Source organism: Aeromonas sp. S12(2024) (genome assembly GCF_041402305.1).
In the GTDB taxonomy this organism is placed as follows: domain Bacteria; phylum Pseudomonadota; class Gammaproteobacteria; order Enterobacterales; family Aeromonadaceae; genus Aeromonas; species Aeromonas veronii.
The window spans coordinates 17418-33654 of the sequence record NZ_JBGLRB010000013.1 but is presented as its reverse complement, the minus strand read 5'-3'; the positions used below and the strand labels follow the sequence as shown (position 1 = coordinate 33654).

Below are 16237 nucleotides of genomic sequence, written 5' to 3'. Positions count from 1 at the left end.
TAGGTTCGAACAGCGCAGCGTATTCTGACAATCATGAATAACCCCGCCGCGATATAAGCAAGGATCGGAAGATCCTCTTGCGGGGTAGCTATCGACCGCCTTGGGGTGGCTCAAGGCTTGCCAGTGCCACTATAAGCTGGATTTATGGGGTTTCCGATAATGACCCAGCTTTTGCTTATAGTGGCGACCGCCAGCCCATCAGCGCCCGTGGTAACCAACTGGCCGGCCGCCGGGCGCTTGTTATAGGTTCTTCCGCTCCAGCTACAGGTAGTTCCCCTGCCGCAGGGCGGTCAGCAGCTCATCCACCAGCACAGCGACCGGCTTGCCGGCATTCAGCAGATGGATTTCCGGCTGCTCCGGTGCCTCGTAGGCGGAGTCGATACCGGTAAAGTTGCGAATTTCCCCCGCTCGCGCCTTTTTATAGAGCCCCTTGGGGTCGCGCTCTTCACAGACGGCGAGCGGCGCATCGACAAAGACCTCGACAAACTCCCCTTCACCCAAGAGGCTACGCACCAGCGCCCGCTCGGCCCGGAACGGCGAGATAAAGGCGGTGAGCACGATAAGGCCCGCATCCACCATCAGTTTTGCCACCTCGCCGACCCGGCGGATATTCTCCTGACGCGCGGCATCATCGAAACCGAGATCGCCGCAGAGGCCGTGGCGCACATTGTCCCCATCCAGCAGATAGGTGTGCTTGCCCTCGGCGGCCAGCGCCTGCTCCAGCGCCCCCGCCAGGGTCGATTTGCCCGCCCCCGATAGCCCGGTAAACCAGATCACCAGCGGTTTTTGCCCTTTAAGCTCGGCCCGGCTCTGTTTGTCGACGGCATGTTTGTGCCACACGATATTGCTCATCCAACACTCCTTGATTGGCGCTCACGCCTCAAAACTTAAACTGTCCGGCACCACGGGGAGCCGCCTCGGACTATCCGCCGACAACGTGCTGATGCCATGGTATTGCTCATCCAACACGCCTTGATTGACGCTCACGCCTTAAAACGGAAACAGCAGGGGCACCATCACAATCACCCCGAGGCTATAGGCCAGCGAGACCGGCAGAGCCAGCTTGAGGTAGTCCGGCATCTTGTAGTTGCCCGCGGCATAGACCATCAGGTTGGTCTGGTAGCCGTAGGGCAGGATAAAGCTGGAGCTCGCCCCGAACAGCACAGCCAGAATAAACGGCATGGTCGAGACATCCATGCTGAGCGCCAGCTGGTAACCCATGGGGAAGGCCAGCGCGGCGGCTGCGTTGTTGCTCATCAGCTCGGTCAGCACCAGCGTAAACACATAAATACCGATAAAGGCGATGATGGGGCTGGCACCGTTGAACTCCCCCATCAGCCAGTCGGCGATAAGCTTGGCCAGCCCGCTCTTTTCCAGCTGATCGGCGATGGCGAGCGCCCCGCCCACCACCAGCCAGATATCCAGCGGAAAGCGGCGGCGGATCTCGTCCAGAGTCAGAATGCGGGTGAGCAGCAGCGCCACCAGCATCAGCAGCAAGCCCTTGAACAGCGGCACCAGATCGAATACCGAGAGCGCCAGCACCCCGAGAAAGCCCAGCACCACGGCGGCGCTGCGCTTGCCATCGAGACGGGTGGAGGCTTCCAGCCCGCTCACCACCACAAACTCCCGCCCCAGCGACTTGTTGCGGGCAAACTGGGGGCCGGGGGCCAGCAGCAGGGTATCACCGGCGTGCAGCTCAATCTGGCCGAGGCCACCGGTAAGCTGGGTTTCGCCACGGCGCACCGCCAGTACCACCGCATCGAAGTGGGTACGGAATTCGGCATCCTTGATGGTCTGACCCACCAGCCGCGAGCTGTGGCTGACGATCACCTCCACCAGATGCTGGCCGTTGAGGCGGTGCTGGCCGTAGAGATCCAGCCCCTTCATCTCCTGCAACACGCCGACACTCTCCACATCGCCGCAAAAGAGCAGCACGTCCCCTTCGTGCAGTTCGTGTTCCGGCTGCACCGGGCAGATCACCTGATCGCCGCGAATGATTTCCGCCAGATAGAGGCTTTTCAGGCTGCGCAGGCCGTTCTCCTTGACGCTGCGCCCCGCCAGCGGCGAACCGGTGCCCACCTTGGCTTCGAGAAAGTAGCCGGATTCGCGGCTCATCTCGGTATCCTGCTCCGGCAGGTGACGGGCAAACAGCAGCACGGCCACCAGACCGGTCAGCAGAGTACCCGCTCCCACCATAAAGAAGTCGAACATGCCGAGCGGCGGCGCCCCCATCTTGATGAGGAAGCTGTTGACGATCAGGTTGGTGGAGGTGCCGATCAGGGTCAGCACGCCGCCAAAGGTGGCCGCGAAGCACATGGGCAGCAGCAGCCGCGACGGTGCATGGTTGGGGTTGCGTTTGACCGCCCCCAGCATCGAAGCCACCACGGCGGTGTTGTTGACGAAAGCCGACAGGAAGGCGGTGGAGAACCACACCTTCACCAGCACCTTGTTGAATGAACCCGTGCCCACCAGATTGGCGAACCAGCTCATGATGCGGGTCTTCTCCACCGCCAGCGACACCAGCAGCAACAGCACCAGCGTCAGCAGGGCACTGTTGGTGTAACCCGCCACCACGGCATTGATATCCGCCAGCCCGCTCAGGTAGGTGATGAGCACGGCGCCCGAGAAGAGCAGCGCCGGGCGGAGTTTGCCCTGGATCAGCAGGGCCACGAGAGCAGCCAGCAGACCCAGCACCAGGAATTGTTGCCAGGTCATGGGCTTACTCCTTGCTTGTGTCGTTACCGATGGCAAGGGCTTGCCAGTGCGGGAAGTGCTTGCGCACCAGCGCATTGAGCTCGATTTCGAACTCGCTGTAGTGCCCTTTTACCGCTTTGGCAGCCAAGCCTTCCACTATCATGCCGGCGCCGACGGTGACGTTGGTCAGCCGGTCGATCAGGATAAAGCTGCCGGTATCGCGGATCTCCTGATACGGGTCGAACGCCACCGGGTCGGTGAGGCTCAGCTCGCACAGGCCGATCTCGTTGAGCTTGAGCTCGCTCGCAGGCAACTCGTCCAGCTTGTTGATCTCGATGCGGTGGCGGATGGCCTCCACCTGACCGCGACTCTTCTTGGTGGCCAGCTTGACGTCGTAGACCCGACCCGGTTGCAGGGACTCCTCCCCCATCCAGACAATATGGGCCAGCAGGTTCTGGGTCACTTGCGGCTGCTTGGCGGCATCCACCAGCAGGTCGCCGCGACTGATGTCGATCTCGTCGGCAAAGGTGACCGTGATGGCCTGACCCGGCAGGGCGTACTCCAGATCCCCGTCAAAGGTGACGATGCGGGTCACCGTGCTCTCTTTGCCCGACGGCAACACCGCAAGCCGGTCGCCGACCCGCAGGATGCCGGAGGCAAGCGTCCCCGCGAAGCCACGAAAATCGAGGTTGGGGCGATTCACATACTGCACCGGCAGGCGCACCGGATGACGCTCCAGCTCGCGCTCAACCTCGGCAGACTCCAGCAGAGCAAGCAGGGTTTCGCCCTGATACCAAGCCAGCTTGTCGCTCTGGTTGACCACGTTGTCACCGTCCAGCGCCGAAACCGGCACGATATGGATGGTGTCGACGCTGAGCTTTTTGGCGAACTCGCGGTAATCGGCGCTGATGCGCTCGAACACCTCTTGGCTGAACTCCACCAGATCCATCTTGTTGACCGCCACCACGAACTGCTTTATGCCGAGCAGGCTCGCGATAAAGCTATGGCGGCGGGTCTGATCCAGCACCCCTTTGCGGGCGTCGATGAGGATGATGGCCAGATCGCAGGTGGAAGCGCCGGTGGCCATGTTGCGGGTGTACTGCTCGTGGCCAGGGGTATCCGAGATGATAAATTTGCGCTTGGCAGTGGAGAAGTAGCGGTAGGCCACGTCGATGGTGATGCCCTGCTCACGCTCCGCCTGCAGGCCATCCACCAGCAGCGCCAAGTCGAGCTTCTCGCCGGTGGTGCCGAGCTTCTGGCTGTCGGACTCCAGTGCTTTGAGCTGATCTTCATAAATCTGCTGGGAGTCGTGCAGCAGGCGACCGATAAGGGTGCTCTTGCCGTCATCCACGCTGCCGCAGGTGAGAAAACGCAGCAGACTCTTGTGCTGCTGGGCGTGCAGATAGGCTTCGATGCCCTGTTCGGTGATGGCGGTCTGAATATGGCTGTTCATGCTGACGACTCCTTAGAAATATCCCTGACGCTTCTTCTGCTCCATGGAGCCGGCCTGATCGTGGTCAATCAGCCGCCCTTGCCGCTCGCTCGAGGTGGTGAGCAGCATCTCTTCAATAATTTCCGGCAAGGTGGTGGCATCGGATTCGATGGCCCCGGTCAGCGGGTAGCAACCGAGGGTGCGGAAACGAACCAGCTCCTGCTTCACTTCGTCTTCCGGGCCGATGGGCATACGATCGTCATCCACCATGATCTTGATGCCGTTGCGCTCCACCACCGGACGGTAAGCGGCGAAGTAGAGCGGCACTATGTCGATGTTCTCGAGATAGATGTATTGCCAGATATCCAGCTCGGTCCAGTTGGAGAGCGGGAACACCCGGATGCTCTCCCCCTTGTTGACCTGGCTGTTGTAGACGCGCCACAGCTCGGGGCGCTGGTTCTTCGGATCCCAGCGGTGAGACTTGTCACGGAAGGAGTAGACCCGCTCCTTGGCACGGGACTTCTCTTCGTCGCGGCGGGCACCGCCGAAGGCGGCATCGAAGCCATATTTGTTGAGCGCCTGCTTGAGCGCCTCGGTCTTCATGATGTCGGTGTGCTTGCCGCTGCCGTGGACGAAGGGGTTGATGCCCATGGCGAGCCCTTCCGGGTTCTTGTGGACGATCAGATCCAGCCCGTACTTTTTGGCGGTCTCGTCGCGGAACTTGATCATCTCCTTGAACTTCCAGTCGGTGTCGACGTGCAGCAAGGGGAACGGGATCTTGCCCGGATAGAAGGCCTTGCGGGCAAGGTGCAGCATGACGGAGGAGTCCTTGCCGATGGAGTACATCATCACCGGGTTTTCAAATTCGGCAGCCACCTCGCGGATGATATGGATGCTCTCGGCTTCCAACTGCTGCAGATGTGTCAATCTTTCACGAGAGACACCTGCATGACTGCTCTCCGCGTTCGGCTGCTGCAAGTGGGTCAATCTTTCACGGTCCATGTTGGTCCTCGGGTCATTGCTTATGCGCCTGCTCGGGGCGCTGGGTGGTTCAGTGCGCGGCCGCACCAGCAGCCGCATCAAATATCTCTTTCTCGGTCAGGCCAGCTGCACCAGCTTGAGGTCACAGCCATCGAGATCCGGGTTAGCGCGCTGCTGCTCGCAGCCCTTTTCTCCAAACCAGGCGAGCCGATCGCGCAGGGCAACCACTTCGCCGATGACGATAAGCGAAGGGCTCACCGCCTGTTTGGCCAGCTCCGCCAAGTCGGCCAGCGTGCCGGTCAGCACCCGCTGACGGGATGTGGTGCCGCGCTCGATGATGGCGATGGGGGTGGCTTGGCTGCGGCCGTGATCCATCAACTGCTGCTGGATATGCTCGGAGCGCATCAGCCCCATGTAGATGACCAGGGTCTGGCTGGTAGCGGCGAGCTGCTGCCAGTCGGGCTCCTTGCCCTCTTTCTGACAGTGGCCGGTAATGAAGACGGCGCTCTGGGCGTAATCACGGTGAGTCAGCGGAATACCTGCATAGGCGGTGGCACCGGCAGCGGCCGTGATGCCGGGCACCACCGAGAAGGGGATACCTTCATCGGCCAGCACTTCCAGCTCCTCGCCACCCCGGCCAAACATAAAGGGATCGCCCCCTTTCAGCCGCACTACCCGGTTGCCCGCCTTGGCGTATTCCACCAGCAGGCGATTGGTCTCCTCCTGCGGCACGCTGTGGGCACCCGCCTTCTTGCCGACCGACACCAGAGTGGCATCGCGGCGCACCAGATCGAGGATCTCGGCGGAGACCAGCTGGTCGTAGAGCACCACTTCAGCCTGTTGAATCTGTTGCAGCGCCTTGAGGGTCAACAGGCCCGGAGCACCGGGGCCCGCACCGACCAATACCACCTCGCCCACTTCGCTTTTCGCCTGATCGAGGCCATCGCTCAGCCACTGCTCGGCACCTTGCCAGTCCTCTTTCTCAATCAGGCTGGCGAGAGTGTTGGAGGCAAAAGCGCGCTCCCAGAAGCGGCGGCGATCGGAAATCGATGAGAGCACCCGCTTGGCCTTGTCACGGACCCGACCTGAGAGCTCGGTCAGCCCGCCAAGATGGCGCGGCAGCAGGCTCTCCAGCCGCTCGCGCAGCAGGCGCACCAGCACCGGCGCCTTACCACCGCTGGAGACCGCCACCATCAGCGGCGAACGATCGATGATCGAGGGGAAGATAAAGCTGGAGCGCTTCGGGTCATCCACCACGTTGACGAACAGACCCAGCTGGTTGGCGCTCTGATAAACCAGCGCATTGACTTCGAGATTGTCTGTAGCGGCAACGACCAGGATCTGGCCTGCCAGATGGGCCGGGGTGAAACGCTCCGCCAGATGGGTAAAACGACCGGCAAATTCCAAAAATTCCGGTTCAAGCTCCGGGGAGACCAGGGTCAGCCGGGCACCGGCTGCCAGCAGCAGGCGCGCCTTGCGCAGGGCAACCTCGCCCCCGCCCACCAGCAGTACCGGGCGGCCTTCCAACTTGGCAAACATAGGTAAATAATCCATTTCGGCCCATCCCTCGGAACACGACTAATATGGGGCGACTATAGGCAGGGCAGCTTATCCCTCAAAATAATAAAAAATGCTTTTTAATGCGTTTTAGTAATTAACAAAGCCAATTCATGACAAAGGCGTACAAAGTCACTTGTGGTACCTGACGCCAGACCATAGGCTAGGGACTGTGTTTCATAAGGAGCTAAATGATGAATGAATCATTGATTGTGCTAGGGATTTTCGTGTTCCTGGTGCTCGCCACCCTGAGCGCGGGCATCAAGATCGTGCCTCAGGGCTACAACTGGACGGTGGAGCGCTTCGGCCGCTACACCCGCACCCTGACCCCGGGTCTCAACCTGCTGATCCCCTACGTGGATCGGGTCGGCCACAAGATCATCATGATGGAGCAGGTGCTGGATATCCCGGCACAAGAGGTGATCTCCCGCGACAACGCCAACGTCACCATCGATGCCATCAGCTTTGTGCAGGTGGTGGATGCCCGCAAAGCAGGTTACGAGGTCAACGATCTCACCAGCGCCATCCGCAATCTCACCATGACCAATATGCGGACCGTGCTCGGCGCCATGGAGCTGGACGAGATGCTCTCCCAGCGCGACACCATCAACGAGAAACTGCTGCGCACCATGGATGCCGCCACCGCCCCCTGGGGCATCAAGGTGACCCGCATCGAGATTAAAGATGTGCGCCCGCCGCTGGCGCTGGTCGAAGCGATGAACGCCCAGATGAAGGCCGAGCGTCAGAAACGGGCCGAGGTACTGGAGGCCGAAGGGGTGCGCCAGTCCAAGATCCTGAAAGCGGAAGGCGAAAAGCAGTCCCAGATTCTGAAAGCCGAAGGTGAGCGTCAGGCCGCCTTCCTCGCCGCCGAAGCGCGGGAGCGGGCTGCCGAGGCGGAAGCCAAGGCGACCCATATGGTTTCCCAGGCGATTGCGGAAGGAGACCTGCAGGCCATCAACTACTTCGTGGCTCAGAAATATACCGAGGCTCTGGCCCGCATCGGTGAAGGCCCCAACAGCAAGATCATCATGATGCCGCTGGAAGCGGGCAGCCTGATTGGCTCTGTGGCTGGCATGGCCGAGCTGTTCAACAAAGATGGCAAGGGCAGCAAGTCATGACAGCCCTGTTAGAGGGGCTGACGCACTGGCACTGGCTGGGGCTCGGCTTCATTCTGCTGGCCATCGAGGTGCTCGGCTCGGTGGGCTTTTTGCTCTGGACCGGCATCGCCGCGCTGGAAGTGGGGCTACTGCTGCTGATCTGGCCCTTTGGCTGGCAGGCGCAGTTGCTGCTGTTTGCGGTGCAATCCCTGCTCACCACCTGGGCCTGGTGGCGTTGGCAGCACCAGCGTGACAACTCGGGTCAGGATGCCGCCAGCACCATCAACGAGCGGATGCAGAGCTATATGGGCCGCGAGCTGACCCTGCTGGATGATGTCGCCCAAGGCACCAGCCGGGTGCATCTGGACGATACGGTCTGGACGGTGCGCTGCGACGAGTCGCTGCCTGCGGGCAGCAAGGTCAGGGTGGTGGGGGCTGACTCCCACATCCTGCTGGTTGAACCCCGCAACTGACGCAACTCTGCCATCGAGTCATAAAAAAGCCCGCGATCGCTCGCGGGCTTTTGTCTCTCTGGCTGCCACTCAGGTACGCAGCCGATCGAGCTGACTGGCGAGCGCCGTGGCCGCTTGCTCCAGCGCTTCGCTCAGTTGATGGCTGGAGGTGGCCTCCTGCCCGATCACGTTGGCGGTATCACCAATCCTCATCAGGTTCTGGTTGATGGTGTCGCTCACCGCACTCTGCTGCTCGGCGGCGGTGGCCACCTGACTGATGTGGTCGTGGATCTGCTGGATCTGGGCCACTACCCGATTGAGCGCCTCGAACGCCTGCTCGGTACCCTGCACCGTGGTAGTGGAGCGCTCGATGCCGGTATTCATCAGACGCTGACTGCTGCTCACCTCGGTCTGCAGGCTACCAATAAGCTGGCCGATCTCGTCGGTCGATTCACGGGTCTTGGTCGCCAGCGCCCGCACCTCGTCCGCCACCACCGCAAAGCCGCGGCCCATGTCACCCGCCCGCGCCGCCTCGATGGCGGCGTTGAGGGCCAGCAGATTGGTCTGCTCGGCAATGGCGCGGATCACATCGAGGATCCGGCTGATATTGGTGCTGCGCTGGGCCACCAGCGCTACCGCCTTGTCCGCCTCATGCATATCGCCGACCAGAGTATGGATCTCGTTGCGGGCATTGCTGAGGGTCTGCTGGGCGGTATTGATGTGGTGGGTCGCCGCTTCCGACTCCTGCGCCGCCTGCTCGGCATAACCTGCCACGCTGACTGCAGTGGTACTCATCTGGTGCATGGCGCTCACCACGCTCTCCAGCTCCAGATTCTGCTCGTCCAGACTGTTGCGCATGGTGTCGGCGGTATGTTTCATCTCCCGCGCCTGCTGGTAGACCTGCTGACCGATCCCCTTGCTCATTTGCACCATGCCCCGCAGCTTGCCGAGGAAGGCATTGAGCTGGGACCCCAGATCGATCAGCTCCTGATGGGTGTCGATCTCCATCTGCTGGGTCAGGTCCCCCTCGTTGCTGGAGAGGTGGCCCACATGGCGGCTGATAAGGGAAAGCGGCGCAGTGATGGTCTGGATAAACCAGACCAGCAGCCCCAGCACCAACAGGGTAATCCCGCCCATGGCGATGATCTGCTGCCGCTGGGCATCCACCAGCAGGGCGCCCAGTTCATTGCTGATGGCGTGCGCCTTGCCGAGCGCCAGCGCCTTGGGCACCTTGATCATCAACCACCACTGGGTATTGGCTGCTTCAACCCGGATGGGCTGATGAAGAATGAAGTCACTGTCGCTGCTGACCGGCTGACCGTCAGGCAGGGTCAGGCCCACCTCCTTGAGTGGACGGCCCAGCTTGTCGGCATAGCGGTTGCTGCCCACAATCAGCCCCATCTTGCTGACCAGGGTCACATCCGCCTTGTTGTCATAGAGGCTCTTGCCAAGGTTTTCAGCCAGTTGCTGGAAGATGGGCAGGTTCATATCCACTCCGGCCAGCCCGACAAACTTGCCGTCACGCAGCACGGGCACAGTCAGACTGGTCATCAGCATCTTGTTGCCCGGGCTGATTTCGTAGAGGTAGGGCTCCATCAGGCAGGGCTGGCGGGTATCGCGACCACAGAGATACCACTCGCTGTTGCGAATACCGAACTCGTTGAGGGAGGTATCAAACTTGGCCTCACTGGCGGCGGCGTCTACCGCTTGCTGAGCGACGGCCCCTCCCTGATCCTTGGTGAAATAGACCTCCAGACTCCCCTTTCCTGCCACCGAGTGGCTGGCCCCGCCCAGCCAGTTGCCATCCTCGCCATCATAGCCATCCGGTTCAAACTGGGCGTAGATGGAGCTGATCCCGCTCGCCTGCTGCAGGCTGCTGCCGAGCAGATACTCCACTTGGGGCCGCGACAACCGCAGTTCCGGTTTGGCCATCCCGGCTTCAATCTGGGCGGTCACGGTCAGGGGGATCTGATAGGAGTTCTGCATCAGTGAGGCAATCTGGATGGCATAGCGCTCTGCCTGATACTGCAAGCTGCGGGAGACCTCCTCTTCCAGTGCATCGCTGGTCTGGGTCATCACCATGTTGCGAAGGGAACTGAAAGAGGCCGATTGCAGCAGGGTCATGGCCAGCCCGGTCAGCAGAAACAGCCCCATGGTAAGGCACAACAGCTTGAACTTGAGGGAACGTTGCTTCATGCGACAACTCCTTATGGCAGAATAACAACGAATTACTTGAGTATATTCGCCCACTTGCGCTTCACCCGATTTGTTGATGGGTTTGTGGCTGGCTTCTGGTTATAATTTTTGCCTTCCCGAGCGTTGATGGAACAGTCGCAATGAGCAATGCACTGAGCAGTGTCCCGCCGGTAGTCGCAATGGACTACCCCTTTCCGGCCAAACCTCTTCCCCTGAGTGCCGAGCAGAGAACGACCTTGACCACAGAAATCAAGGCGCTGCTCAAGGAGCGCAAGGCGGTACTGGTTGCCCACTACTACACGGATCCCGAGATCCAGGCGCTGGCCGAAGCCACCGGCGGTTTCGTCGGTGACTCGCTGGAGATGGCCCGCTTTGGTCGCGATCACGAGGCGCAGACCCTGATCGTCGCCGGGGTGCGCTTCATGGGGGAAACCTCCAAGATCCTGAGCCCCCACAAGCGGGTGCTGATGCCGACGCTGGAGGCCGAATGCTCCCTCGATCTGGGCTGTCCCATCGAACAGTTCTCCGCCTTCTGCGATGCCAATCCCGACCATACCGTGGTGGTCTATGCCAATACCTCGGCCGCCGTCAAAGCACGGGCTGACTGGGTGGTGACCTCCAGCATTGCACTGGAAATCGTCGAACACCTCGACAGTCTGGGTCACAAGATCATCTGGGGCCCGGATCGCCATCTGGGTGCCTATATCGAGAAGAAAACCGGGGCGCAGATGCTGCGCTGGCAGGGCCACTGCATCGTCCACGACGAGTTCAAGGCCCGTGCCCTGCGCGAGCTGAAAGAGCAGAATCCGGACGCCGCCGTGCTGGTTCATCCGGAATCCCCCGCCTCGGTGATCGAGCTGGCCGATGCGGTGGGCTCCACCAGCCAGCTGATCAAGGCAGCCAAAGAGCTGCCCCAGCAGAAGCTGATCGTGGCGACCGATCGGGGCATCTTCTACAAGATGCAGCAGGCTTGTCCGGAGAAAGAGATGGTGGAAGCACCGACCGGTGGCGATGGCGCTACCTGCCGCAGCTGCGCCCACTGCCCCTGGATGGCAATGAACGGTCTGGTGGCGATCAAGGAGGCCCTCACCGACGGTGCCGAGCGCCACGAGATCCATGTCGACGAAGATCTGCGGGTCAAAGCCTTGATCCCCCTCGACCGGATGCTCAATTTCGCCGCCGAACTCAAGCTCAAGACTCAGGGCAACGCCTGATTGCCGCCGTCACGAGATGCAAAGAGGGCTCCCGCGGGAGCCCTCTTTATTTATCTGAACCTCATCCTGATCAGATGATCACGGTAGAGAGACTGTGCTCTTCATCCGGCGCAACGGTCACCCCCGCCTCGCCAGCGATGGCCGCTTCGACGCAGAGCATGGTGCGATAGCCATCGTCGCTCATGTCGGCCATGGCGGTGGCCCCTTCCAGCCAGGGGGTCCAGACCACCACGCTGTCGTGGTTGCCGCTCACTACCCGGGTCTCGCGCTCACCATCCTGCACGCTCACCAACGCCTCTGGCTGCCAGTAGACCCGATCCAGCGGCCCGCTCAGGGTCAATGTACCCTGCTGCTTGGCATCCTGTCCGGTCAGCTTGTCGGCATAGGGCTCGCCCAGACCGCTCACGCTCACCGCCTCCGGTGCGCTGATCTGCAAATAGGTGTGCAGCGCACCGCTATAAGTCAGCGGCTGAGCACCTGTGTTGCGAGTGGTCAGCACCAGCGAGAGCTCTTTGCCAACCAGCACATCCAGCTCCAGCTCGAAGGAGTGATCCCACAGGGCACGGGTCGCATCGCTGTCGCGCAGGGAAAGATGAACAAGCGTGCCATCGGCGTGATCGGAGACCCCATCCAGCATCCAGAGGGTGGTACGGGCAAAACCGTGGGAGGGCTTGCCGCTACCGACGCGGGCGGGCGCCGGGCCAAACCATGGCCAGCAGATCGGGATACCACCGCGAACAGGCTTGCTGCCATCCAGCACCGCCTTGTCACTCAGCCAGATGGAGGCGGGCTCGCCATGACGCTGATAGCTCAGCACATGGGCGCCAAACAGGCTGATTTCTGCCTTGGCATAGTCGTTGTTGATGGTGAGAACCGGCAGACCGGCCGCATTGTTGGCAAGCTTGCAATTGGCTGTCAGGGGACGAATGGATTGCATGTGGACTCCTGTCATCAGGGGAAACCGAAAAACAAAAAGGCGGCCAATGGCCGCCTTTTTCAAGCTACGCGATTGCGCATCCCAAATTACTTGGAGATGTGAGCGATCAGGTCCAGAACTTTGCTGGAGTAGCCCATTTCGTTGTCGTACCAGGATACAACTTTAACGAATTTGTCGTTCAGCTGGATACCAGCCTTGGCGTCGAATACGGAGGTCTGACGCTCACCCAGGAAGTCGGTAGATACAACTTCGTCTTCGGTGTAGCCCAGAACGCCTTTCATAGCGCCTTCGGAAGCAGCTTTCATCGCTTCGCAGATTTCTGCGTAGGTGGCAGCTTTCTTCAGGTTAACGGTCAGGTCAACAACAGACACGTCCGGAGTCGGAACACGGAAAGCCATACCGGTCAGCAGGCCTTTCAGTTCCGGGATAACTACGCCAACAGCTTTGGCAGCACCGGTAGAGGACGGGATGATGTTCTGAGCCGCACCGCGGCCACCGCGCCAGTCTTTGGCAGACGGACCATCAACGGTCTTCTGGGTAGCAGTGGTAGCGTGAACGGTGGTCATCAGACCAGACTCGATACCGAAGGTATCGTTCAGAACCTTGGCGATCGGTGCCAGGCAGTTGGTGGTGCAGGAAGCGTTGGAAACGATGTCCTGGCCAGCGTAGGTAGAGTCGTTAACACCCATTACGAACATCGGGGTAGCGTCTTTGGACGGGCCAGTCAGAACAACTTTCTTGGCACCAGCAGCGATGTGCTTACGAGCAGTCTCGTCGGTCAGGAACAGACCGGTAGCTTCAGCAACAACGTCAACACCGATTTCGCCCCACTTCAGGTTGGCCGGGTCACGCTCAGCGGTAACACGTACGGTTTTGCCGTTTACAACCAGGTTGCCGTCTTTAACTTCAACGGTACCGTTGAAACGACCGTGAGTTGAATCGTACTTCAGCATGTAAGCCATGTAGTCAACATCGATCAGGTCGTTGATACCAACAACTTCGATGTCTGCACGCTCGCAAGCCAGACGGAATACGAAACGACCGATACGGCCAAAACCGTTAATACCTACTTTGATAGTCATATTTAGTTACCTAACTGTTCAGTAGTCAAAGAAAATTCCGCTTGTAAATTTACTAGAACTCTCCGGTGAGTCAACCAACATTCTGTCTGAAATTGCGCTATATCATGAAAAACTGTGAAATTAATTTTCTGTTTATGTAACTGATTACCACGTTTTGACGAAAAAAGTGCCAGATCGTGGCATCGCGCAGATATCAACAATAGTGCCTACTCGGTCACACAACCATTCACAGAGATATGTAAAAATGTGCGCGGTTTAGCATGGCCAAAGAGCCACTGTTCAAGTACCACCCCATAAAAATCAAACAAAATAGTATAGATAGAATCCACAGCGGGAATTCTCAAACTATGACCACCCTGATTGAACAGCTGGCTGCCGCAAAAGGTATCGCCAGCGAGTATGTCGATGCCTGGGGCCACCCGGCCCAGGTATCCGAAGAGAGCAAGGCCGCCATGCTGGGCGCCATGGGCTACCGCGTCGATGACGAGGCCGCACTGGTGCAGCAGCTGGAAGAGGAGCATCGTCAGCACTGGCTGCGGGCGCTGGATCCTGTGATGGTGGTTCGCACCGGCGACACCGTTACCCTTGAGGTTCGCCTCCCCATCGAATTCGTCAACGACGCCCTCACCTGGCAGCTCCAGCAGGAGCAGGGTGCAGTGCTGTCCGGTCAATTCACCCCCATCGAGGGTGAGCTGGTCGGCGTGGCCGAATTTGAAGAGATGGAGTGCCAGGCCTATCGCGTCACCCTGGAGATGGCCCCGGAGCTGGGTTACCACCAGTTGGTGCTGCTGGAAGAGGGCAATGACGAGCCGCTGGCCACCATGCGCCTCATTGTCGCCCCCAAGGCCTGCTACAAGCAGGCGCCGATTGCCGATGGCCGCAAGGTATGGGGTCCGAGCGTGCAGCTCTACTGCCTGCGCAGCCGCCACAACTGGGGTATCGGTGATTTCAGCGATCTGGGCCAGCTGGTCGAGAAAGCCGCCGCCTGGGGTGCCCACTTCGTCGGCCTCAACCCCATCCACGCCCTCTATCCGGCCAATCCGGAGAGCGCCAGTCCCTACAGCCCCTCTTCCCGTCGCTGGCTCAACGTGGCCTATATCAATGTGGAAGCGGTGCCCGAATTCCAGCAGAGCGATCGCCTGAAAGCGGAAGTGGCAAGTCCTGCCTTCCAGCAACATCTGGCTGATCTGCGCGCCAAAGAGAACGTCGATTACACCGGCGTGATCCAGACCAAACTCGGCATGCTGCGTCAGGTGTTCGACGAAGCCACCCTGAGCGCCGACCGTCAGGCCGCCTTTGATGCCTTCGTGGCCGCCGGTGGCGACAGCCTGCAACAGCAGGCAGCATTTGATGCCCTGCAGGCCCACTTCTATGCCAAAGGCGAAAATGCCTGGGGCTGGCCGGTATGGCCGCAGGAGCTGCGCGATTACCACAATCCTGCCGTTGCCGCCTGGATGGCCGCGCACCCGCAAGATGTCAACTTCTACCTCTATCTGCAGTTCCTGGCCGACGAGCAGCTGGCGCAAGCCGATGCACGCGCCAAGGCTGCCGGCATGGTGATGGGGATCTACCGGGATCTGGCAGTGGGCGTCTCCGAAGGCTCCACCGAGATCTGGGCCAACCAGGATCTCTACTGTCCGAAAGCCTCGGTCGGTGCGCCGCCCGATATTCTCGGCCCGCTCGGTCAGAACTGGGGCCTGCCCCCGATGAACCCGAACAAGCTGTTTGAAGCGGCCTATCAGCCGATGGTGGACTTGTTCCGTGCCAACATGCGCTCCTGTGGCGCACTGCGTATCGACCACGTGATGGCCTTGCTGCGCCTGTGGTGGGTACCGCCCGGAGCGTCCGCCGCCAAGGGCGCCTACATCTACTATCCGGTCAACGATCTGCTGGGCATTCTGGCCCTCGAATCCCACCGCAATCAGTGCCTGCTGATCGGCGAGGATCTGGGCACCGTGCCGGAGGGGATCGACGTGACCCTGAAAGAGAACGGCGTTCACTCCTACAAGGTGTTCTTCTTCGAGCGCTCCAAGGAAGATGGCGGCTTTATCTCCCCGGCGCACTACACCGAGCAGGCGATGTCGGCCCTGACCACTCACGACATGCCGACCCTCAAGGGCTTCTGGCACTGCGATGATCTGGCGCTCGGCCGTCAACTGGGTCTGTATCCGGATGAAGATGTTTTGAAGACTCTGTATGCTGATCGTCACCAGGCCAAACAGCGGATCCTCGACAGCTTGCATGCCCACAAGGTCATCTCTGACAACATCAGTCATGACGTGAACTGGGTCGGCATGAACACCGAACTCAACCACGGTCTGCAGATCCACATGTCCCGCGGCAGCTGCGCCCTGTTCAGTACCCAGCTGGAAGATTGGCTGGAGATGGACAAGCCGGTCAACGTACCGGGCACCAGTTACGAATACCCCAACTGGCGCCGCAAGCTCTCCGCTGATCTGGAAGATATTTTTGCCAATGAGGCACTCAAGGCACTGGCTGGCAAGATGAGCCAAGCCCGTGATGAGGCCAGTCGTTGAGACGCTGTCTCTCACAGCGTTCTCACCTAAATCCACTCCGGCTTCGGCCGGAGTGGAT

12 protein-coding genes are annotated in these 16237 nt (G+C 60.2%); 4 read left to right on the top strand and 8 right to left on the bottom strand.

Annotation, left to right across the window (positions count from 1 at the left end; translation table 11 throughout):
* Positions 1–261 precede the first annotated feature (261 nt).
* From cysC to cysG, 5 genes are all read right to left on the bottom strand, one after another.
* On the bottom strand, positions 262–852 hold the full coding sequence (cysC, locus tag ACB035_RS13410; protein ID WP_371167445.1) for an adenylyl-sulfate kinase: 591 nt from the start codon (positions 850–852) through the stop codon (positions 262–264).
* 138 nt (positions 853–990) lie between these two features.
* On the bottom strand, positions 991–2715 hold the full coding sequence (locus tag ACB035_RS13405) for an SLC13 family permease (RefSeq protein ID WP_139432311.1): 1725 nt from the start codon (positions 2713–2715) through the stop codon (positions 991–993).
* Positions 2716–2719: 4 nt separating this feature from the next.
* Positions 2720–4147: a sulfate adenylyltransferase subunit CysN gene (gene cysN, locus ACB035_RS13400; RefSeq protein WP_371167444.1), complete on the bottom strand. Its 1428-nt coding sequence runs from the start codon at positions 4145–4147 to the stop codon at positions 2720–2722.
* Between the two features lie 12 nt (positions 4148–4159).
* Positions 4160–5128: a sulfate adenylyltransferase subunit CysD gene (gene cysD, locus ACB035_RS13395; protein WP_265784168.1), complete on the bottom strand. Its 969-nt coding sequence runs from the start codon at positions 5126–5128 to the stop codon at positions 4160–4162.
* 96 nt (positions 5129–5224) lie between these two features.
* Positions 5225–6661, bottom strand: a complete 1437-nt coding sequence (cysG, locus tag ACB035_RS13390; protein ID WP_371167443.1) for a siroheme synthase CysG — start codon at positions 6659–6661, stop codon at positions 5225–5227.
* Positions 6662–6858: 197 nt separating this feature from the next.
* Here cysG and ACB035_RS13385 point away from each other — a divergent pair, with 197 nt between their 5' ends.
* Both ACB035_RS13385 and ACB035_RS13380 read left to right on the top strand, forming a co-directional pair.
* Entirely contained in the window at positions 6859–7782 is a 924-nt protein-coding gene (locus ACB035_RS13385; RefSeq protein WP_005335703.1) for an SPFH domain-containing protein, read from the top strand.
* On the top strand, positions 7779–8234 hold the full coding sequence (locus tag ACB035_RS13380; protein ID WP_005354718.1) for an NfeD family protein: 456 nt from the start codon (positions 7779–7781) through the stop codon (positions 8232–8234). Before ACB035_RS13385 ends, ACB035_RS13380 begins: the two co-directional genes overlap by 4 nt.
* Before the next feature lie 69 nt (positions 8235–8303).
* Here ACB035_RS13380 and ACB035_RS13375 read toward each other — a convergent pair whose 3' ends face one another.
* Positions 8304–10409, bottom strand: coding sequence for a methyl-accepting chemotaxis protein (locus tag ACB035_RS13375; RefSeq protein WP_371167442.1), 2106 nt, complete (start codon positions 10407–10409; stop codon positions 8304–8306).
* Between the two features lie 140 nt (positions 10410–10549).
* Here ACB035_RS13375 and nadA point away from each other — a divergent pair, with 140 nt between their 5' ends.
* Complete coding sequence (gene nadA / locus ACB035_RS13370; protein ID WP_005335706.1) at positions 10550–11623, top strand: quinolinate synthase NadA; 1074 nt, start codon at positions 10550–10552, stop codon at positions 11621–11623.
* Positions 11624–11693: 70 nt separating this feature from the next.
* Here the strand turns inward: nadA and ACB035_RS13365 are convergent, their stop codons facing one another.
* Positions 11694–12560 carry a D-hexose-6-phosphate mutarotase gene (locus ACB035_RS13365; protein WP_371167441.1) on the bottom strand — a complete coding sequence of 289 codons (867 nt, stop codon included), beginning with the start codon at positions 12558–12560 and terminating at the stop codon, positions 11694–11696.
* 86 nt (positions 12561–12646) lie between these two features.
* The gene (gap, locus tag ACB035_RS13360) at positions 12647–13642 is read right to left on the bottom strand and encodes a type I glyceraldehyde-3-phosphate dehydrogenase (RefSeq protein WP_005335708.1); all 996 of its coding nucleotides are present in this window, start codon (positions 13640–13642) and stop codon (positions 12647–12649) included.
* A 347-nt stretch (positions 13643–13989) separates the two neighbouring features.
* Here gap and malQ point away from each other — a divergent pair, with 347 nt between their 5' ends.
* Positions 13990–16179 carry a 4-alpha-glucanotransferase gene (malQ, locus tag ACB035_RS13355; protein WP_338772522.1) on the top strand — a complete coding sequence of 730 codons (2190 nt, stop codon included), beginning with the start codon at positions 13990–13992 and terminating at the stop codon, positions 16177–16179.
* Positions 16180–16237: the final 58 nt, after the last annotated feature.